Genomic DNA, 16,699 nt, shown 5'->3' on the forward strand with positions numbered 1-16,699 from the left:
TCAGCCTTTCGCGGCAAGGCTGCGGACATGGCGGACAACGCCGGAGAAATCGACCCCGCCATTTCCCGCCATATCGAACGCCTTGTAGATCTCCTGTGCATGCTTGCCGAGCGGCGTCGCGGCGCCGGCTGTAGCAGCCGCGTTCTGCGCCAGCGTCAGGTCCTTGAGCATCAGCGCCGTCGCGAAGCCGGGCTTGTAGTCGTTGTTGGCGGGCGAGGCCGGCACCGGGCCCGGCACCGGACAATAACTCGTAAGCGACCAGCATTGTCCCGACGAGGTCGAGGCCACGTCGAACAAGGCCTGATGTGACAATCCCAGCTTCTCGGCCAGCGCAAAGGCCTCGCTGACCGCGATCATGGAAATGCCCAGGATCATGTTGTTGCAGATCTTGGCCGCCTGCCCCGCGCCGGCGCCGCCGCAATGCACGATCTTCTTGCCCATCTTCTCCAGTATGGGTTTGGCCGCGGCGAAGGCCTTGTCCTCGCCTCCGCACATGAAAGTCAGCGTCGCCCCCCTGGCGCCGCCGGTGCCGCCGGAAACCGGCGCATCGACCGAGGCGATGCCGTGTTTGGCCGCCAACGCATGCGCCTGTTTGGCGCTTTCGACATCGATGGTCGAACAATCGATGATCAGCGCGCCTTTGCCCATCGACGAAATGACTTCGTCCCACACCGACAGCACGTGCTTGCCGGCCGGCAGCATGGTGATGACGACATCCGCGCCCTTGACGGAAGCGACCGCGCTATCGGCGATCGTCGCGCCATCGCTTTCGGCCTGATTGCGCGAAGCAGCCACCAAGTCGAACGCGACCAGCTTGTGGCCGGCCTTGACCAGATTGGCGGCCATCGGCCCCCCCATATTGCCAAGGCCGATGAATGCGATGTTTGCCATCCTGGTTTCCTCCCGCGTGAAGCGTTGCTGTTTTTATTGGTTAAAACACAAGTTCGTCCGGACCGATCTCCGCAAAATAAGGCGCCAGCATCTTGGGCATCACGTCTTCGATTGCTGCCGGCGACCACCGCGGATTGCGGTCCTTGTCGATCACGGCGGCCCTCACCCCCTCGCGAAAGTCGTCGCTGCGAAACACTTCGAGCGCGGCGCGATATTCCCGCACCAGGCATTCTTCGAGCGAAGATGACGCCCGTGCCAGCCGCAGCAATTTCAACGTCACCACCATGCCGCGCGGCGACTTCTCGTTCAATGTCTTCAGCGTCGACAACGCGAATTCCGAACCGTCTTGCTTGAGGCTTGCGACGATATCTTCCACGCGGTCGTAGGCAAACCAGCGATCGATATCCGGCTGCATCGCGGCCACCGGACCCGAAGTCTCGCCGGTCGCAAAACCGTCGATCAGGGTTTTGATCTCGCTGGAAAGCGTGCCGGGACGAACGTTTGTCAGCAATTCGCGCAGCACCGCCAGTTTGCCCGCCGGCACCACCGCGTCGGCAAAGCGGGCATGGATCGCATCCGGGCCGTTCATGGTCTGGCCGGTCAGGCCGAAATAGGTGCCGAGTTCGCCGGGCGCGCGCGACAACAGCCAGGTGCCGCCGACATCCGGGAAAAATCCAAGACCCGCTTCCGGCATCGCCAGTTTGGTCTTTTCGGTCACGACCCGGTGGCGGCCATGCCCCGAGAGGCCGACGCCGCCACCCATCACCAGCCCGTCCATGAAGGCGACATAGGGCTTGGGATATTTCGCGATGCGCGCGTTCATGATGTATTCCTGCCGCCAGAAGCGCTTGCCGAGATCGCCTCCCGCCCGCGAGCTCTCGTAAAGCCCGCGGATGTCGCCGCCGGCGCACAACCCGCGTTCGCCCGCGCCTTCCAGCAGCACCAGCGCAATGGCGGGGTCCGCCTCGAACCGGTCCAGCGCGGCGTCGATGCCGAGCGACATTTCCAGCGTCATGGCGTTGATCGCCTTCGGCCGATTGAGGCGGATGATACCGGCCGAACCTTCCCGCCGGACGATCAGGTCGCCTTCCGATGGTGCGGCCTCCGCCATTGCCGTCATCGTGCGCCCTCGATCAGCTTGCGCGCCACGATCAGCCGCATGATCTCGTTGGTGCCCTCAAGGATCTGGTGTACGCGCAAGTCGCGCACGATCTTCTCGATGCCGTATTCGCTGAGATAGCCGTAGCCGCCATGCAATTGCAGCGCCTGGTTGGCGACCTCGAAACCGACATCGGTGCCGAAACGCTTGGCCATCGCGCAGAGTTTTGTCGCGTCCGGGTCCTTGCGGTCAAGCGCTGCGGCGGCGCGCCAGACAAAGGTTCGCGCCGCTTCCAGTTCGGTCGCCATGTCGGCGAGACGAAATTGCAGCGCCTGGAATTCGTCGAGTCGTTTTCCGAACGCCTTGCGCTCCTTCATATAAGCGAGCGATTTGTCGAGCGCGCTCTGCGCGCCGCCCAATGAGCAGGCCGCGATATTGATGCGGCCGCCGTCGAGGCCGGCCATCGCGATCTTGAAGCCGATGCCCTCGTCGCCGAGCCGGTTCGCCACCGGCACGCGGGCATTGTCGAATATCACCGCGCGGGTCGGCTGCGCGTTCCAGCCCATTTTGCGCTCATTGGCACCGAACGAAAGTCCCGGTGTGTTGCCCTCGACCACCAGCGTCGAGATGCCACCGGGCCCCTCGCCGCCGGTCCGCACCATCACCACGCAGAGATCGGTCTCGCCGGCGCCGGAGATGAATTGCTTCTGGCCGTTCAGCACATAATGATCGCCGTCGCGCACCGCGCGGGTGCGCAGCGCGGCCGCATCCGAACCCGAGCCCGGCTCGGTCAAGCAATAGCTGGCGAGCAGTTCCATCGTGCAAAGTCTTGGCAGCCATTGCCGACGCTGGGTCTCGTTGCCGAAGGCATCGATCATCCAAGACGCCATGTTGTGGATCGAGATGAAGGCCGACACGGTCGGACAGCCCTGCGCCAGCGCCTCGAAGATCAGCGCCGCATCGAACCGGCTCAGCGCCGAACCGCCGACATCGTCGCGGACATAGATGCCGCCGATGCCGAGCTTGGCCGCCTCGCGCATCACATCGACCGGAAAATGCTTCTCCTCGTCCCAGCGCAGCGCATGTGGCGCGATCTTCTCGGCGGCGAATTCGCGCGCCATGTCGCGAACCGCAATCTGTTCCTCGTTGAGAGCGAACTGCATGCGTTATCGGCGTTCCCTCTGAATTGAGCTAGATAGCCATAGCCGCAACCACCCTCACCGTCATTGCAAAAAGCGGAGCGATGTATTGTGGATTTGTCATTCCGGGTCTGGTGCTTACGCACCATCCCGGAATGACGGCAACAAGCTATTAATTCATCGTCGGAATCGAGAACTCTGCGCCTTCCTTGACACCGGAAGGCCAGCGCGAGGTCACGGTCTTGGTCTTGGTATAGAAGCGGATCGAATCCGGCCCGTGCTGGTTGAGGTCGCCGAAGCCGGATTTCTTCCAGCCGCCGAAGGTGTAATAGGCGATCGGCACCGGGATCGGCACGTTGATGCCGACCATGCCGACATTGACCTTGGCGGCGAAATCGCGCGCGGCATCGCCGTCGCGGGTGAAGATCGCAACGCCGTTGCCGTAGTCATGATCCGACGGCAGCGCCAGCGCCTCGGCGTAGTCCTTGGCGCGCACCACCGAGAGCACGGGACCGAAGATCTCTTCCTTGTAGATCTTCATGTCCTTGGTGACGTTATCGAACAGGCAGCCGCCCATGTAGAAGCCGTTCTCGTAACCCTGCATCTTGAAGCCGCGGCCGTCGACCGCCAGCGTGGCGCCCTCCTTGATGCCGATCTCGACGTAATTCCTGACGCGCTCGACCGCCTCCCTGGTGACGAGCGGGCCATAATCGGCGGACGGATCGATCGAGGTGCCGATTTTCAGGGCTTCCACCCGCGGGATCAGCTTTTCCATCAACCGGTCGGCAGTGGTCTTGCCAACGGGCACCGCGACCGAAACCGCCATGCAACGCTCGCCGGCCGAGCCGTAGCCGGCGCCGATCAAGGCATCGACGGCCTGATCCATGTCGGCGTCGGGCATCACAATGGCGTGGTTCTTGGCGCCGCCGAAGCACTGGCAACGCTTGCCGCTCGCCGCAGCGCGCTCATAGATATATTGTGCGATCGGCGAGGAACCGACGAAGCCGACCGCCTTGATGTCGGGATCGTCGAGGATCGCGTCCACCGCTTCCTTGTCGCCGTTGACCACGTTGAGGATACCGGCAGGCAATCCGGCCTCGATCATCAATTCCGCGAGCATCATCGGCACGCCGGGGTCGCGCTCCGACGGCTTGAGGATGAAGGCGTTGCCGCAGGCGATGGCCGGCGCGAACTTCCACAGCGGGATCATCGCCGGGAAATTGAACGGCGTGATGCCGGCAACGACACCGAGCGGCTGGCGCATCGAATAGATGTCGATGCCGGGGCCTGCGCCTTCGGTGTATTCACCCTTCATCAGATGCGGAATGCCGCAGGCGAATTCGACCACTTCGAGGCCGCGCTGGATGTCGCCCTTGGCGTCGGGGACGGTCTTGCCGTGTTCGCGCGCCAGCAGCTCGGCGAGCTTGTCATAGTCGCGCTGGGCCAGTTCGAGGAACTTCATCATCACACGGGCGCGGCGCTGCGGGTTGGTCGCCGCCCATGCCGGCTGCGCGGCCTTGGCGTTCTCGACCGCGGCGCGCAGTTCGGCCTTGGAGGCGAGCGCCACCTTGGCCTGGACGTCGCCGGTCATCGGCTCGAAAACGTCCGCGGTTCGCCCCGACGTGCCCTTGACCTCGCGGCCGCCGATAAAATGTCCGATTGAGCGCATGTGTTCCTCCAAACTGAGAAGAGCCGATTTTGGCGGCATCTTGCAGTCTTTGGGGCATTTGGGAAGGGCTTCCACGCGCGGCGGTTTTGCGAAAATGCCGCCTATGCGCCACCTGGGCCCCGGCCTACAACCAATGGCGTAGGCCGATACCGTATAGCCCCATCAGTGCCGGGCGGCCGTCGCGGCCTTTTTTGACGCCGGTTTCTTCGCCGCAGGCTTTGGCGAGGCCGTGCGGGAGAGCACCGCCTCGCGGCCGGCAGCCAGGATTTCGTCGGAAAAATCCCCATTACCGGCGATACGGGCCATCACCAGCGATCCGGTCATGGTCGCGATCGTGGCGATCGCCTGCTTGCGCGCCGCCTTGGCCGGAATATCCGGCAATTGCCCGGCCAGCGCCTCGATCATCCGCTCCAGCCTGGCTGCGAACGCCTTGCGCGTCTTCGGGCTTTCGCGGGCGATTTCGGCGCCGAGCGTCGGGATCGCGCAGCCGTGGCCGGGATCGTCGCGATGCAGCGGCGTCAGATAGGAATCGACAATGGTCGCCAGGCGCTTTTCCGGCGGCGTCTGCTCGCCGAGCCGGCGCCAGCGCGCTGCTCCGCGATCCATCGCATCGGCAAAGGCCTCGATTACCAACGCTTCCCGCGAATCGAAATGCGCATAGAACCCGCCATGCGTGAGGCCGGCCTCCTTCATCAGGTCGGCGACGCCGATGCCGTGGGCCCCCTTCTCGCGAAGCCGCACCGAGGCGCGCTTCACGATCCGCTCGTGGGTTTCCCGCTTGTGTTCCTTGGAATAGCGCATGGCCCGTCTCATAAGATGTTTACGGTCATATAATAGCATCTGCCGCCAGCAAAAGCTCTCCTTATTTCGCGCCCCGGAATGCCTTGCCGCCGCGCATCGGCCGCCCGCCCCGGCATGCAATCCCGTGACGGATCGAGGCCCTTGACAAGGTGCAGCCCGGCCCGGGAAGTGGCGCGGTCCGCAGCCCGGCTGCCCACTCCGATCACGGAACCTTCGATGGAAATGCTCAATCCCCATTGCGGCATCGACCGCGATCCGCGCGGCGTCGTCCGCCTGACCATCTGCAACGCCGGCTCGCTCAACATCCTTGGCTCGGCCGCCATCGACGGCGTTCGCGAAGGACTGGAGACGCTGGCCAAAGACCGCGAAATCCGTGTGCTGGTGATGGCAGGCCAGAGCGAAAAGAGCATGATCGGCGGCGCCGACATCAAGGAAATGGCCGGGCTCGATCAAAAGTCCGCGGAACGGTTCATCACCCGCCTGCGCGATCTCTGCGAGGAGGTGCGCATTTTTCCGGGCCCGGTGATCGCGCGGATGCCGGGCTGGTGCCTTGGCGGCGGCCTCGAAGTCGCCGCCGCCTGCGATTTCCGGATCGCGGCGCATGACGCCAAGTTCGGCATGCCGGAAGTGCGGGTCGGCATCCCCTCGGTGATCCATGCCGCGTTGCTGCCGCGGCTGATCGGCTGGGGCCGCGCCCGCTGGCTGGTGATGACGGCTGAAAATATCGACGCGCCCACCGCGCTGGCCTGGGGACTGGTCGATGCGGTGGCGCAACCTGGCGGCCTCGATGCCGCAGTCGAGCACACGATCAAGTCCCTGCTCGAATGCGGCCCGGAAGCGCTGCGCGCGCAAAAGGACCTGCTCCGGCAGTGGGAAGACCTACCGCTCAAGGAATCCGTCGATCTCAGCATCGGCGTGTTCGGGCGATCGTTCCTAAGCGGCGAGCCGCAACGGCTGATGCAGGGTTTTATCGGCCGCAAGCGATAGCGTTCCTCCTCACGACAAATTTAAGCCCGGGCCGCCGTTGCAATTTTTGCAGCGCATCATATGATGCTCATAATCCAAATTGTCTCGCGATATCCGAGGAGCGCCTGTCATGGCCACAGCTTCCGATCCGGTCGTCATCGTTTCCGCCGCCCGCACGCCGCTTGGCCGGTTTATGGGCGATCTGATGCCCTTCAGCGCCCACAAGCTCGGCTCCCATGTGATCGGCGCCGCAGTGGAGCGGGCGAAGCTGGCGCCGGAACGGATCGACGAAGTGTTCATGGGCTGCGTGCTGCCGGCCGGACAAGGCCAGGCGCCGGCCCGCCAGGCCGCCCGCGGCGCCAAATTGCCGGACGCGACCGGCGCCACCACCGTCAACAAGGTCTGCGGCTCCGGGATGAAAGCGACCATGCTGGCGCGTGACATCATCACGGCCGGTTCCGCCGAGATCGTCATCTCCGGCGGCATGGAGAGCATGAGCAACGCGCCCTATCTGCTGGCGAAGGCACGCGGCGGCTACCGCGTCGGCCACGACCGCATCATCGACCACATGCTGATGGACGGCCTCGAGGACGCCTATGAGGTCGGCCGCTCGATGGGCGATTTCGGCGAATCCACCGCCGAAGCCTATCAGTTCACCCGCAAGGACCAGGACACTTACGCGATAGAGACGCTGACCCGGGCGCGCAAGGCGGTCGAAGGCGGCGCGTTCAAGGCCGAGATCGTGCCGCTCACGGTCACGGAAAAAGCCGGTCCGCGCATCATCGGCAATGACGAGATTCCGCTTAAAGTGGATCCGGCCAGGATCCCGGGATTGAAACCGGCGTTCCGCGCCAACGGCACCATCACGCCCGCAGCCTCCTCGGCGAACGCCGATGGCGCGGCGGCGCTGGTCTTGGCACGGCGCTCACTAGCCGACCGCGACGGCCTGCCTGTGTTGGCCGAGATCAAGGGCCACGCCACCCACAGCCAGGAACCGCAATGGTTCACGACCGCACCGATCCCCGCGATCCGCAAACTGCTGGACAAAGTCGGCTGGAGCGTCGGCGACGTCGATCTGTTCGAGATCAACGAAGCCTTTGCGGTGGTGCCGATGGCGGCGCAGCGCGACCTCGGCATCCCCCGCGAAAAACTCAACATCAATGGCGGTGCCTGCGCGCTGGGTCACCCCATCGGGGCCACCGGCGCGCGCCTGATCGTGACGCTGCTGCATGCGCTCGAAGCCCACGGCCTGAAGCGCGGCGTCGCGGCGCTGTGCATCGGCGGCGGCGAAGCCACCGCCATCGCCATCCAGCGTATCCTGCATTAACACGCGCATCACCGCACCGTCATCTCTCGCATCATCCGGAATTTCCGGACAGGGGACTTCATGATCTCGAATTGGCTGTCGGCTGCCCTCGCCCGCCGCAACATCCACTACGGCTGGGTGATGGTCGGTGTGACGTTCCTGACCGCGCTGGTCAGCGCCGGCGCGGTCGGCGCGCCCGGCGTGTTCATCGTGCCGCTGCAAAAGGAGTTCGGCTGGTCTACCGCGCAGATATCCTCGGCGCTGTCGATCCGCTTCATGCTGTTCGGGCTGATGGCGCCGTTCGCCGCCGCGCTGATGAACCGCTACGGCCTGCGCAACGTGACGCTGTCGGCGCTGGTGATCGTGGTGCTGGCGCTGGTGCTCTCGCTCGGCATGACCGAAGTCTGGCAATTGATCCTGCTGTGGGGCATCGTGGTCGGCATTGGCACCGGCATGACCGCGCTGGTGCTGGGCGCCACCGTTGCCGCGCGCTGGTTTACGGCGCGGCGCGGCCTGGTGGTGGGCATCCTGACCGCGAGCGCAGCCACCGGACAATTGGTGTTCCTGCCGCTGCTTGCCAGCCTGACCGACCGGATGGGCTGGCGGGTGGGCCTAGGGCTGATGTGCGCGTTGCTGGCCGTCGCCGCGTTTGCGGTGCTGATGGTGATGCGCGATCGTCCCGGCGATGTCGGCCTGCGGCCCTACGGCGATAAGGGCACACAGCCCTTGCCGGCGCCGGCGGCCAATCACATGCCGATCATGGCGGCGGCGCTGGGCACGCTGCGCGACGCCGCCAAGACGCGGGCGTTCTGGATCCTGTTCGCGACCTTCTTCATCTGCGGCGCCTCCACTAACGGCCTGATCCAGGTGCATCTGATTCCGATGTGCCTCGATTTCGGCATTCCGCAGGTCGAGGCCGCGAGCCTGCTGGCGGCGATGGGCATCTTCGATTTTTTTGGCACCATCGCTTCCGGCTGGCTGTCGGATCGCTACGACAACCGGTATCTGTTGTTCTGGTATTATGGCCTGCGCGGGCTGTCACTGGTGTCGTTGCCCTTCACCGACTTCTCGTTTTACGGCCTGTCGTTGTTTGCGATGTTCTATGGGCTGGACTGGATCGCGACCGTGCCGCCGACGGTTCGGCTGACCGCACAGCGGTTCGGGCCGGAGCGCGCCAACCTGGTGTTTGGCTGGATTTTTGCCGGCCATCAACTGGGCGCAGCCACCGCGGCATTCGGCGCCGGCCTGTCGCGAACGATCCTTGCGACCTATCTGCCGGCGTTCTTTGTCGCCGGCGCGCTGTGCATGGTGGCATCCCTGATCGTGCTCGCGATGGCGCGGCAGCCGAAAACAGTGGCAGCATGAGCCGCCCTCGCTTCAATAAGTGAGGGTGGTGCGGACTCCGAACATGACGGCATTCCTGATGCGGTGGGTTTGGGTCGGATCGTTCGGGTCGACCGCGCCACCGCCGGGATGCGTGATATATTCAAACACCGGCTGCACCAGGATGTTTTCCCGCACCTCGGCCTGATAGGTCACTTCCAGGATCGCCTCATAGTCGCGGATCGGATATGGCGTCCCGGTGAAGAGCTGCACATCGCGATCGAGTTCACGCGCGGCGTCCGATATCCGCGCGTAGGTCGCGGCCACGCCGAACTTGTCATTGGGCTGCGCGGCGCTGAAGCCGGTAAACAACAAGCCGCCATCGAAATACGAACTGATGAGGTTGCGGTCCGACGGGCTGACCGACGCCCGCGCGAAAAACGCGATTCCCTTGTCGGAATCGGGCGCCGCGCGCGACAACATCTGCTCGTAAACGACGAACACACCCTGGTTTCGCCGTAGCAGCGCCGGCATGCCGGAACTGTCGGGATCGGCCAGCGAACGGCCCTCGATAGAAAGCCGCTGATCGGCAAATGACATCATGCTGTACCATCCGCCGCCGGTGATCGACGCCGGCAATTTGTTTTCGCCGATCTCAAAGCGGTATTTAAGCTGGCCGATCCACCACGGCGGGTCGTTGATGCGAAACAACAGCCCGTTCTGATTGGTAAGCTGGGGGTCCAGCCCGCTCCATGGCGATGCGTTGCCGTCGAACAGAGCCAAATAGGCAGTGATCTTGTCGGACAGATCGGCCTTGACCCGAATACCCGGCGCGGCCAGCGGCGGCGAAGGGCCACCGGCGGGCAGATCGGTTCCCGTGATGCCGGGCCATCCCAGCGCCGAATTGATGAAAATATCGTCGTAGGCGCTGTCGATGAATTCAACGTCGGAGGCCTGCTGCCCGACCCGGATGGCAAGCCTTCCGCCGGCGAGCTTCTGCTCGATCCAGAGTTCGTAGAGTCGGGTCGACGGCAACGCCTCGACACCGCTGACGAGCATCAGATTGCCGATGTAACTGCGGGACAACCCGTCGCCATTGATCTGGTACATGTTGGCGTGAAACGTGGCGCCGGTCCAGCCGGCCACTTTTTCAAGGTCGATCGTGGTGCCGAGATCGAGACGTCCGGTGTAGATCGCCCCCGTGCGCATGCCGCCGGAAACATTGCCCAGCAATTCGCCGATATAGGTGGCGTTGAACTCGATCCCGGCATCGGCCAAGGCCTGGCGCGGATCCCTGGCAATCGCGTTGTCTTGGCCGGCCGGGATTGCGTCCCCGGCCCATGCCGATTGCCCGACGGCAAAGCCGGCCAGAGCCGCCAGCATCGTTACGGCATGGAAACGCGTTATCGACATGTCGCTGGCGCCGGGCTGGTCTATCTGACAATGCCCATGCGCCGCATGATCAAATACGCGAGGCTTGACGAGCCGATCATCAAGGCGACGGCCCACAGGAATCCGCTCTCGACATCGGTCAGCGGCAGGCCCTTGGTGTTCATGCCAAAGATGCCAGTGACCAGCGTCGGCGGCAGCAGCAGCGTGGTCAGGATCGAAAGCACAAAAAGATGCTTGTTGCTGCGCTCCTCGACGCGGAAACGCAGTTCCTCTTCCAGCAAGCGGCTGCGCTCGCGCAGTTCGACGATGTCGTGATCGAGACCGTCGAGCCGCTGCGCCAGCTTGCCCGCATGGAGGTGCAAGGCCGGCGTGAGATCGTGGACATTCTTCTGCTCCAACCGATGGAACAGGACGCGAAGCCCGGCCAGTTGGCGATGCAGCCGGACGCAGGTTCGCCGTAAACGGCCAAGATCGCCGCGGGTTTCCGTCTTGGCGTCTCCGGCGAGAGTCTGTTCTTCGATGGTGTCGATCTCGGTACCGATACGATCGACAATACGATCCATCGTGTCGGCGACTTCGTCGATGATCTTCTCGAGAAGCGCCGCGACGCTTTGCACGCGATGACCGCCCTCCAGCACCCGCCGTGTGGCGTCGACGGCGCAGAGAGCCTGGTAACGGCCGCTGACCAAGAGCCGTTCCGTCATCGCAAATCGAAGAAAACCGGTTTCATCGGTTGCGTCGCCGATGTCGCGGATCAGATCGGAGAACACACCGTACAGACAATGATCGATGGCGTGGATCTGCTGAAAATCATCCTTGGACAACAGCAAATCGCGCGCCAGCGCAGGAATATCGATGGTGGCCAACCAGGAGCGTGCGCGCGCATCCGTCAGGTTGAAATGCAACCATAATCGCCCATCATGGGTGAACGGGATCGGCGCCTCCACCGGCAGCGACTCCGCGGTGCCGTCGTCATGAAGCCGAAAGGCCCACACCAGACCCGGAACGACGGCAGGCGAATCCGCATCGCCGACCCGTTCAAGAGGCTTCGATTCAGCGAGCATGACTTGCCCGGCAATCGACACCGCGACCCGACACCATCTACACCCCGCTCAATCAAAACATCCGCGCCAGCCACGCCTTCAATCGCGGCATACATGCCGCGATTGAATTACGCCGCTGTTACAGTTTGATGTCGGATGCGGTCCGAATCCCGGAACCATATGCGCCGGAGGTGCGGCAATGTGACTTAAGGCCGGATCGTCATGTTGCTCGGCGGGCCCGGCGTGCGGATCGGCTCGGCGAGCCGGGCGAATTCGCACAATAGCGAACGGGTCTTGCGCGGGTCGATGATCTCCTCGACCCAGAACTTCTCCGCCGACCGAAGCGGCGAGCGCAATCTGTTGAGCCTTTCCTCGATCTCTTTCAGTTTCGCCGCCGGGTCGGCCGCCGCCTCAATGTCGGCGCTGTAGGCCGCCTCGATGCCGCCTTCCAGCGGCAACGAGCCCCAATAGGCCGACGGCCAGGCATAGCGCATCGAATAGCGGTTCGCCGGCTGATGCACGACGCCGCCGACGCCGAACGAGTTGCGCACAATGACCGTACACCACGGCACCGTGCTCTGGTTGACCGCCGCCATGACGCGCACGCCATGACGGATGGTGGCCGCTTTCTCGGCTTCCAGCCCGACCATGAAACCCGGGCAATCCATCAGATAAACGATGGGCAGATGGAAGGTCTCGGCGAAATCGACCCAGCGCACCACTTTCTGGCAAACATCCGCGGTCCAGGATCCGCCGTAGTGGAAGGAATCGCTGGCAAGCAGCAACACGGCGCGGCCTTCGAGCCGGGCCAGGCCCGTGATGATCGGCCGACCGAAATTGGCGCTGAGTTCGAAGAACGAGCCCTTGTCGACGACGGCCTCGATGATCGGGCGCATCTTGTAGACTTGGCGGCGGCTGCGCGGCACCGCCTTCATCAGCGATTCTTCCGCGCGTTCGGGATCGTCGGTACACGGGATCGTCGGCGGCAGATCGTAGACCGACGACGGCAGATAAGAAAGGAAACGCCGCGCGCAGGCGAAGGCTTCCGCTTCGGTGTCGACGGCATGATCGATGCCGCCGGCGCGGGTCTGGATATCGGCGCCGCCAAGCTGCTGCTTGGTGAGATCCTGGCCAAGGCGCTTCACCACCGGCGGCCCCGCGACAAACATCGCCGAATTCTTGGTCATGATCGAATAATGGCTGGCCGCAAGCCGCGCGGCGCCGAGGCCGGCGACCGAGCCGAGCCCGAGGCCCACCACCGGCACACGGGCCAGGTTCGCCGTCGTGTACCAGTACCAGCGGGTGCCGCCGACGCCGCCGGGTAGATTGGCCGCGCCCTTGGTCTCGATGGTCTTGACCGAACCGCCGCCGCCGGAGCCTTCGATGATGCGAAGGATCGGCAGGCGGAAATCATGCGCCATCTCCTCGGCCATCAACGGCTTGGCCGAGATCGAGGCGTCCGCGGAGCCGCCGCGCACCGTGAAATCGTCGCCGACCACGACCACCGGCCGCCCGTCGATCTTGCCGCGGCCGAACACGCAATTGGCCGGCGTCAGATGTTTGAGTTCGCCATTTTCGTCATATTCGCCGACGCCGGAGATCGCGCCGATCTCGTGAAAACTGTTCCGATCGATCAACCCGTCGATGCGCTCACGAACCGTGAGCCGGCCCTGGTCGCGTTGTCGCTTGACCTTGTCAACGCCTCCCATCTCGCGCGCGAACGCTTCGCGCCGCGCGAGGTCGTCGAGCTCCGGCTTCCAGTTCATTCGTATCCTCCGCTTTGATTATTTTATTGTTATGAGCCCGTACCGGAACCGGCTTGCTCTCGGTTCGGCTGCCGAAAATATTGCCGTCCGCGCCTTCGAGCAGACCGCCGACCGTGGCGCCGAGTTGCAGCAGCCGCGGCGCGACTTCCTTGTGCAGCCGCGCTTCGTCATACATCGCCGCGAGAAGACCGATCGTGACCACGACGAAGGTTTGATATTGCGGCGACCACACCGGCACCGCGAGACCATTGATATGCGGACTCCACAGCCCGCAGACCACGACATAGCCGTGCTCGCGCAGGAACCGGCGATTATCCTCGATCCGCGGCCGCAGCAGCTTGACGCCGTCGGGCATCTCACGCGCCATTTCCGTCAACAGGGCGTCGCCGACATCGGCGTCCAGCGCCGCCGTATAGGCATGGCCGGCGGCGGTCGAGGCCATCGCGATACGGGTGCCGGTGCCCTCGTGCAGACCGAGCGCGTTCGCGGCGCGGGCATGTTCGAGATAGACGAGATGAAAGCGGTCGGGAATGACGAAGCCGACGGTGCCCGGCAATTGTTCGGCGACATCCTCCAGACGCTGCCGGATCAGGTTGCGCAGTTGCAGGCCGCGCATCATCGAAGTGCTCATCGCGACCGCGCTCGGCCCGATGCGGTACTTCTGATCGCGCGGCAGATAGACCAGTTGCCCCATCCGGGTCAGCGTGTGCGTGAGCCGCGACACCGTCGAGCGCGGCAGCCCGCAGCGGTTGGCAATCTCGAGATTGCCGAGCCGTGCCTCATGGCTTTCGAAACAGCGCAGGACGTCGAACGCGCGCGACACCACCTGGATCACGTCGCCCTCGCCTGCGAGGTCGCTGGCGAGCATTCCCTGCTTGCTAAGCCGCTCCGAGCGCCGTCCCATTCCACCCCCTATTTCCGTTATACGGAATAAAATTCCACTTGTAGAACAAGCTACATCAGGCAATCTGCGGTCACAACAACAAGCCGGGGGCATCCGCCCTTCGTAATACGCTTGGGGACGATGGCTGCGCGCGGCGGCTGTCCTGGGGAGGCTGGCATGCCAGAAATCAAGATCGTGACCGAAGTGGCCGGCCGCGTCTGCGCGCTTCCGGCCGATGTCGGCGCGAGCATCGGAGACGGCGACGAGATCGCCTTTGTCGAAGCGATGAAGATGGAAATCCCGGTCGCCGCGCCGGCGTCCGGCACGCTCAAGTCCATTCTGGTCAAGATCGACGACGTGATCGCGGAAGGACAGGTCATCGCCATCCTCGAAACCTGAACCAACCGGTTCAGCAACCGGGCACCGTGGCGCGAATAAAGGCGGCCGGATAGGTTTCGGCGTTTACCGATGCGGCGTAAAACCCGTATCGCGCGAACGATCGCGCGCCGGGTCAAGCCATCAATACCGAGCCAAGAACGTCCAACCATGAATATCCTGCGACCGGCCACGGTGCCGCATTCGAACCATTGGACCGGCGCCAAACCGCCGCTGCTGCGGTTTCTCGACCGTTGCCATTCGGATTTTTCCGCGGAGACCCGCGGCGCTGTTGCCGACTACATTCCGGAATTGGGCAAGGCCAATCCCGATCAATTCGGCATCAGCCTCGCGACCATGGACGGGCATGTCTATGAGGTCGGCGACACCAGAATCCCGTTCACGATCCAGTCGATGTCGAAACCGTTCGTGTTCGCGCTGGCGCTGGACACGCTGGGCGCCGCGCGCGTCGAACGCGCGATCGGCGTCGAGCCGTCCGGCGACCCCTTCAATTCGATCCGTCTCAACGCCGAAAACCACCCCTTCAACCCGATGGTCAATGCCGGCGCGATCGCCTGCACCGGCCTGATCCATGAAGCCAAGGGCGCCGACGCCTTCGACTATATCCGAAAGGCGCTGGGCCGGTTTGCCGGCCGCGAGATCGACGTCGATCAGGCAGTCTATGCATCCGAAAGCGCGACCGGCGACCGCAACCGCGCGATCGGCTATCTCCTGCGCAATTCCGGTGTCATCAAGGACAATGTCAGCGAGGTGCTGGATGTCTATTTCCGGCAGTGCTCGATCCAGGTGACGGCGCGTGACGCCGCGGTGATGGCCGCGACGCTGGCCAATCGCGGCGTCAATCCCGTCACCGGCGAAGCGGTGATGACGCCCTATGCAATCACGCGCACGCTATCGGTGATGACCTCCTCCGGCATGTATGATTACGCCGGCGAATGGACCTATCGCGTCGGCATCCCCGCCAAGAGCGGCGTCGGCGGCGGCATCCTGGCAGCGCTGCCGGCGCGGCTCGGGCTCGGCAGCTATTCGCCCCGGCTCGACAAGCACGGCAACAGCGTGCGCGGCGTCAAGGTCTGCGAGGCCTTATCATCGCATTACGACCTGCACATGCTCAACCGCAGCGACAACGCGCGAAGCAGCATCATCGCTGACTACACCATCGGCAAGATCCCGTCGCGGCGCAGCCGCCGCCCGCATGAGCAGACAATCCTGTCGGCCCATCATCAGGACGTCCGCGTGTTCGAACTGGTCGGCACCCTGTCGCTTGCCAATGTCGACTATGTTGCCCGGCAATTGGCGGCCGAGCCACGCCCGCAATTCGTCATTTTCGACCTTCGCCGCGTCGCCTCGATCACCCGCGCCGGCGCTAGGCTGCTTGCCGAGGAATTCCGCGAACTGGCGCAGTTTCGCATCACGGTTATTTTGTCGGGCATCAAACGCTCATCGGCGGACTGGAAAGCCATCGGCGAATGGACCGAAGGCATTTCCAACCTGCGCAACTTCTATCTGCTCGACACCGCGATCGAATGGGCGGAAGATCAGGTGGTCTATCGTCATGGCGGCGCGATCGACTTCCTCGAGACCGCCGACCTGTCCGAACAGCCGCTGCTCGCCGGACTGACCGGACAGGAACTCTCCGACCTCGCTGCGATCGGCTCGATCAGGACCTACCGGGCCGGCGAAAAGATCATCTCGTCCGGCGATGCCGCGACCTCGCTGTTTTTCCTTCGCAGCGGCGTGGTCCATGTCACGCTGCCCGACGGCATCCGGCTGGCGACACTGACGGCGGGAATGGCGTTTGGCGAAACGGCGCTGCTGGAGCCGCATCGTTCCGCCGACGTGTTCGCGGACATGGCGGCCACGGCCTATGAAGTCCCGATCCGGGATTTCGAGCACTACCGCCAACAACATCCCTCCGCCTCGGAGCGCATCCTGCGCAACCTGGCACAATTGCTCGCCGATCGCCTCGCTGTCGCCAACGCCAAGGTGAATCTGCTGACCGCAGGCTAGGGCCTTACCGGTTCT

Annotated in this window: 13 protein-coding genes and 1 pseudogene; 5 read left to right on the plus strand and 9 right to left on the minus strand. The window is 63.9% G+C overall.

From position 1 onward, the window contains the following. From mmsB to HB630_RS23090, 5 genes and pseudogenes are all read right to left on the minus strand, one after another. Window positions 1-909, minus strand: a pseudogene (mmsB, locus tag HB630_RS23070) (3-hydroxyisobutyrate dehydrogenase); the annotation flags it as partial. Window positions 910-931: 22 nt separating this feature from the next. Continuing rightward, the gene (locus tag HB630_RS23075) at window positions 932-2,002 is read right to left on the minus strand and encodes an enoyl-CoA hydratase/isomerase family protein (RefSeq protein ID WP_213775008.1); all 1,071 of its coding nucleotides are present in this window, start codon (window positions 2,000-2,002) and stop codon (window positions 932-934) included. 5 nt (window positions 2,003-2,007) lie between these two features. Further along, on the minus strand, window positions 2,008-3,153 hold the full coding sequence (locus HB630_RS23080) for an isobutyryl-CoA dehydrogenase (protein WP_213774907.1): 1,146 nt from the start codon (window positions 3,151-3,153) through the stop codon (window positions 2,008-2,010). Window positions 3,154-3,301: 148 nt separating this feature from the next. Then, window positions 3,302-4,798: a CoA-acylating methylmalonate-semialdehyde dehydrogenase gene (locus HB630_RS23085; RefSeq protein WP_213774908.1), complete on the minus strand. Its 1,497-nt coding sequence runs from the start codon at window positions 4,796-4,798 to the stop codon at window positions 3,302-3,304. A gap of 162 nt (window positions 4,799-4,960) precedes the next feature. Next, the gene (locus HB630_RS23090; RefSeq protein ID WP_213774909.1) at window positions 4,961-5,599 is read right to left on the minus strand and encodes a TetR/AcrR family transcriptional regulator; all 639 of its coding nucleotides are present in this window, start codon (window positions 5,597-5,599) and stop codon (window positions 4,961-4,963) included. Between the two features lie 216 nt (window positions 5,600-5,815). On the opposite strand from HB630_RS23090, the gene HB630_RS23095 reads away from it, so the two are divergent. From HB630_RS23095 to HB630_RS23105, 3 genes are all read left to right on the plus strand, one after another. Beyond that, window positions 5,816-6,586: an enoyl-CoA hydratase gene (locus HB630_RS23095; protein ID WP_213774911.1), complete on the plus strand. Its 771-nt coding sequence runs from the start codon at window positions 5,816-5,818 to the stop codon at window positions 6,584-6,586. A gap of 109 nt (window positions 6,587-6,695) precedes the next feature. Continuing rightward, window positions 6,696-7,892: an acetyl-CoA C-acyltransferase gene (locus HB630_RS23100; protein WP_213774912.1), complete on the plus strand. Its 1,197-nt coding sequence runs from the start codon at window positions 6,696-6,698 to the stop codon at window positions 7,890-7,892. A gap of 60 nt (window positions 7,893-7,952) precedes the next feature. Beyond that, window positions 7,953-9,236, plus strand: coding sequence for an MFS transporter (locus HB630_RS23105; protein WP_213774914.1), 1,284 nt, complete (start codon window positions 7,953-7,955; stop codon window positions 9,234-9,236). A 12-nt stretch (window positions 9,237-9,248) separates the two neighbouring features. Here the strand turns inward: HB630_RS23105 and HB630_RS23110 are convergent, their stop codons facing one another. The 4 genes from HB630_RS23110 to HB630_RS23125 form a co-directional block, all read right to left on the minus strand. Further along, window positions 9,249-10,607 carry a carbohydrate porin gene (locus HB630_RS23110; protein ID WP_249780990.1) on the minus strand — a complete coding sequence of 453 codons (1,359 nt, stop codon included), beginning with the start codon at window positions 10,605-10,607 and terminating at the stop codon, window positions 9,249-9,251. A 20-nt stretch (window positions 10,608-10,627) separates the two neighbouring features. Next, the gene (locus HB630_RS23115) at window positions 10,628-11,650 is read right to left on the minus strand and encodes a transporter (RefSeq protein WP_213774915.1); all 1,023 of its coding nucleotides are present in this window, start codon (window positions 11,648-11,650) and stop codon (window positions 10,628-10,630) included. A 185-nt stretch (window positions 11,651-11,835) separates the two neighbouring features. Then, complete coding sequence (locus HB630_RS23120) at window positions 11,836-13,395, minus strand: carboxyl transferase domain-containing protein (protein ID WP_213774916.1); 1,560 nt, start codon at window positions 13,393-13,395, stop codon at window positions 11,836-11,838. Then, window positions 13,325-14,299, minus strand: a complete 975-nt coding sequence (locus tag HB630_RS23125) for an IclR family transcriptional regulator (protein WP_213774918.1) — start codon at window positions 14,297-14,299, stop codon at window positions 13,325-13,327. The genes HB630_RS23120 and HB630_RS23125 overlap by 71 nt, the downstream gene beginning before the upstream one ends. A gap of 156 nt (window positions 14,300-14,455) precedes the next feature. Here HB630_RS23125 and HB630_RS23130 point away from each other — a divergent pair, with 156 nt between their 5' ends. Together HB630_RS23130 and glsA are read left to right on the plus strand one after the other, a co-directional pair. After that, complete coding sequence (locus HB630_RS23130; protein WP_213774919.1) at window positions 14,456-14,677, plus strand: acetyl-CoA carboxylase biotin carboxyl carrier protein subunit; 222 nt, start codon at window positions 14,456-14,458, stop codon at window positions 14,675-14,677. A 147-nt stretch (window positions 14,678-14,824) separates the two neighbouring features. After that, the gene (gene glsA / locus HB630_RS23135) at window positions 14,825-16,684 is read left to right on the plus strand and encodes a glutaminase A (RefSeq protein ID WP_213774921.1); all 1,860 of its coding nucleotides are present in this window, start codon (window positions 14,825-14,827) and stop codon (window positions 16,682-16,684) included. The last annotated feature ends 15 nt before the right edge of the window (window positions 16,685-16,699 follow it).

Origin of the sequence: Bradyrhizobium sp. dw_78 (assembly GCF_018449525.1) — a bacterium.
Taxonomy (GTDB): domain Bacteria; phylum Pseudomonadota; class Alphaproteobacteria; order Rhizobiales; family Xanthobacteraceae; genus Bradyrhizobium.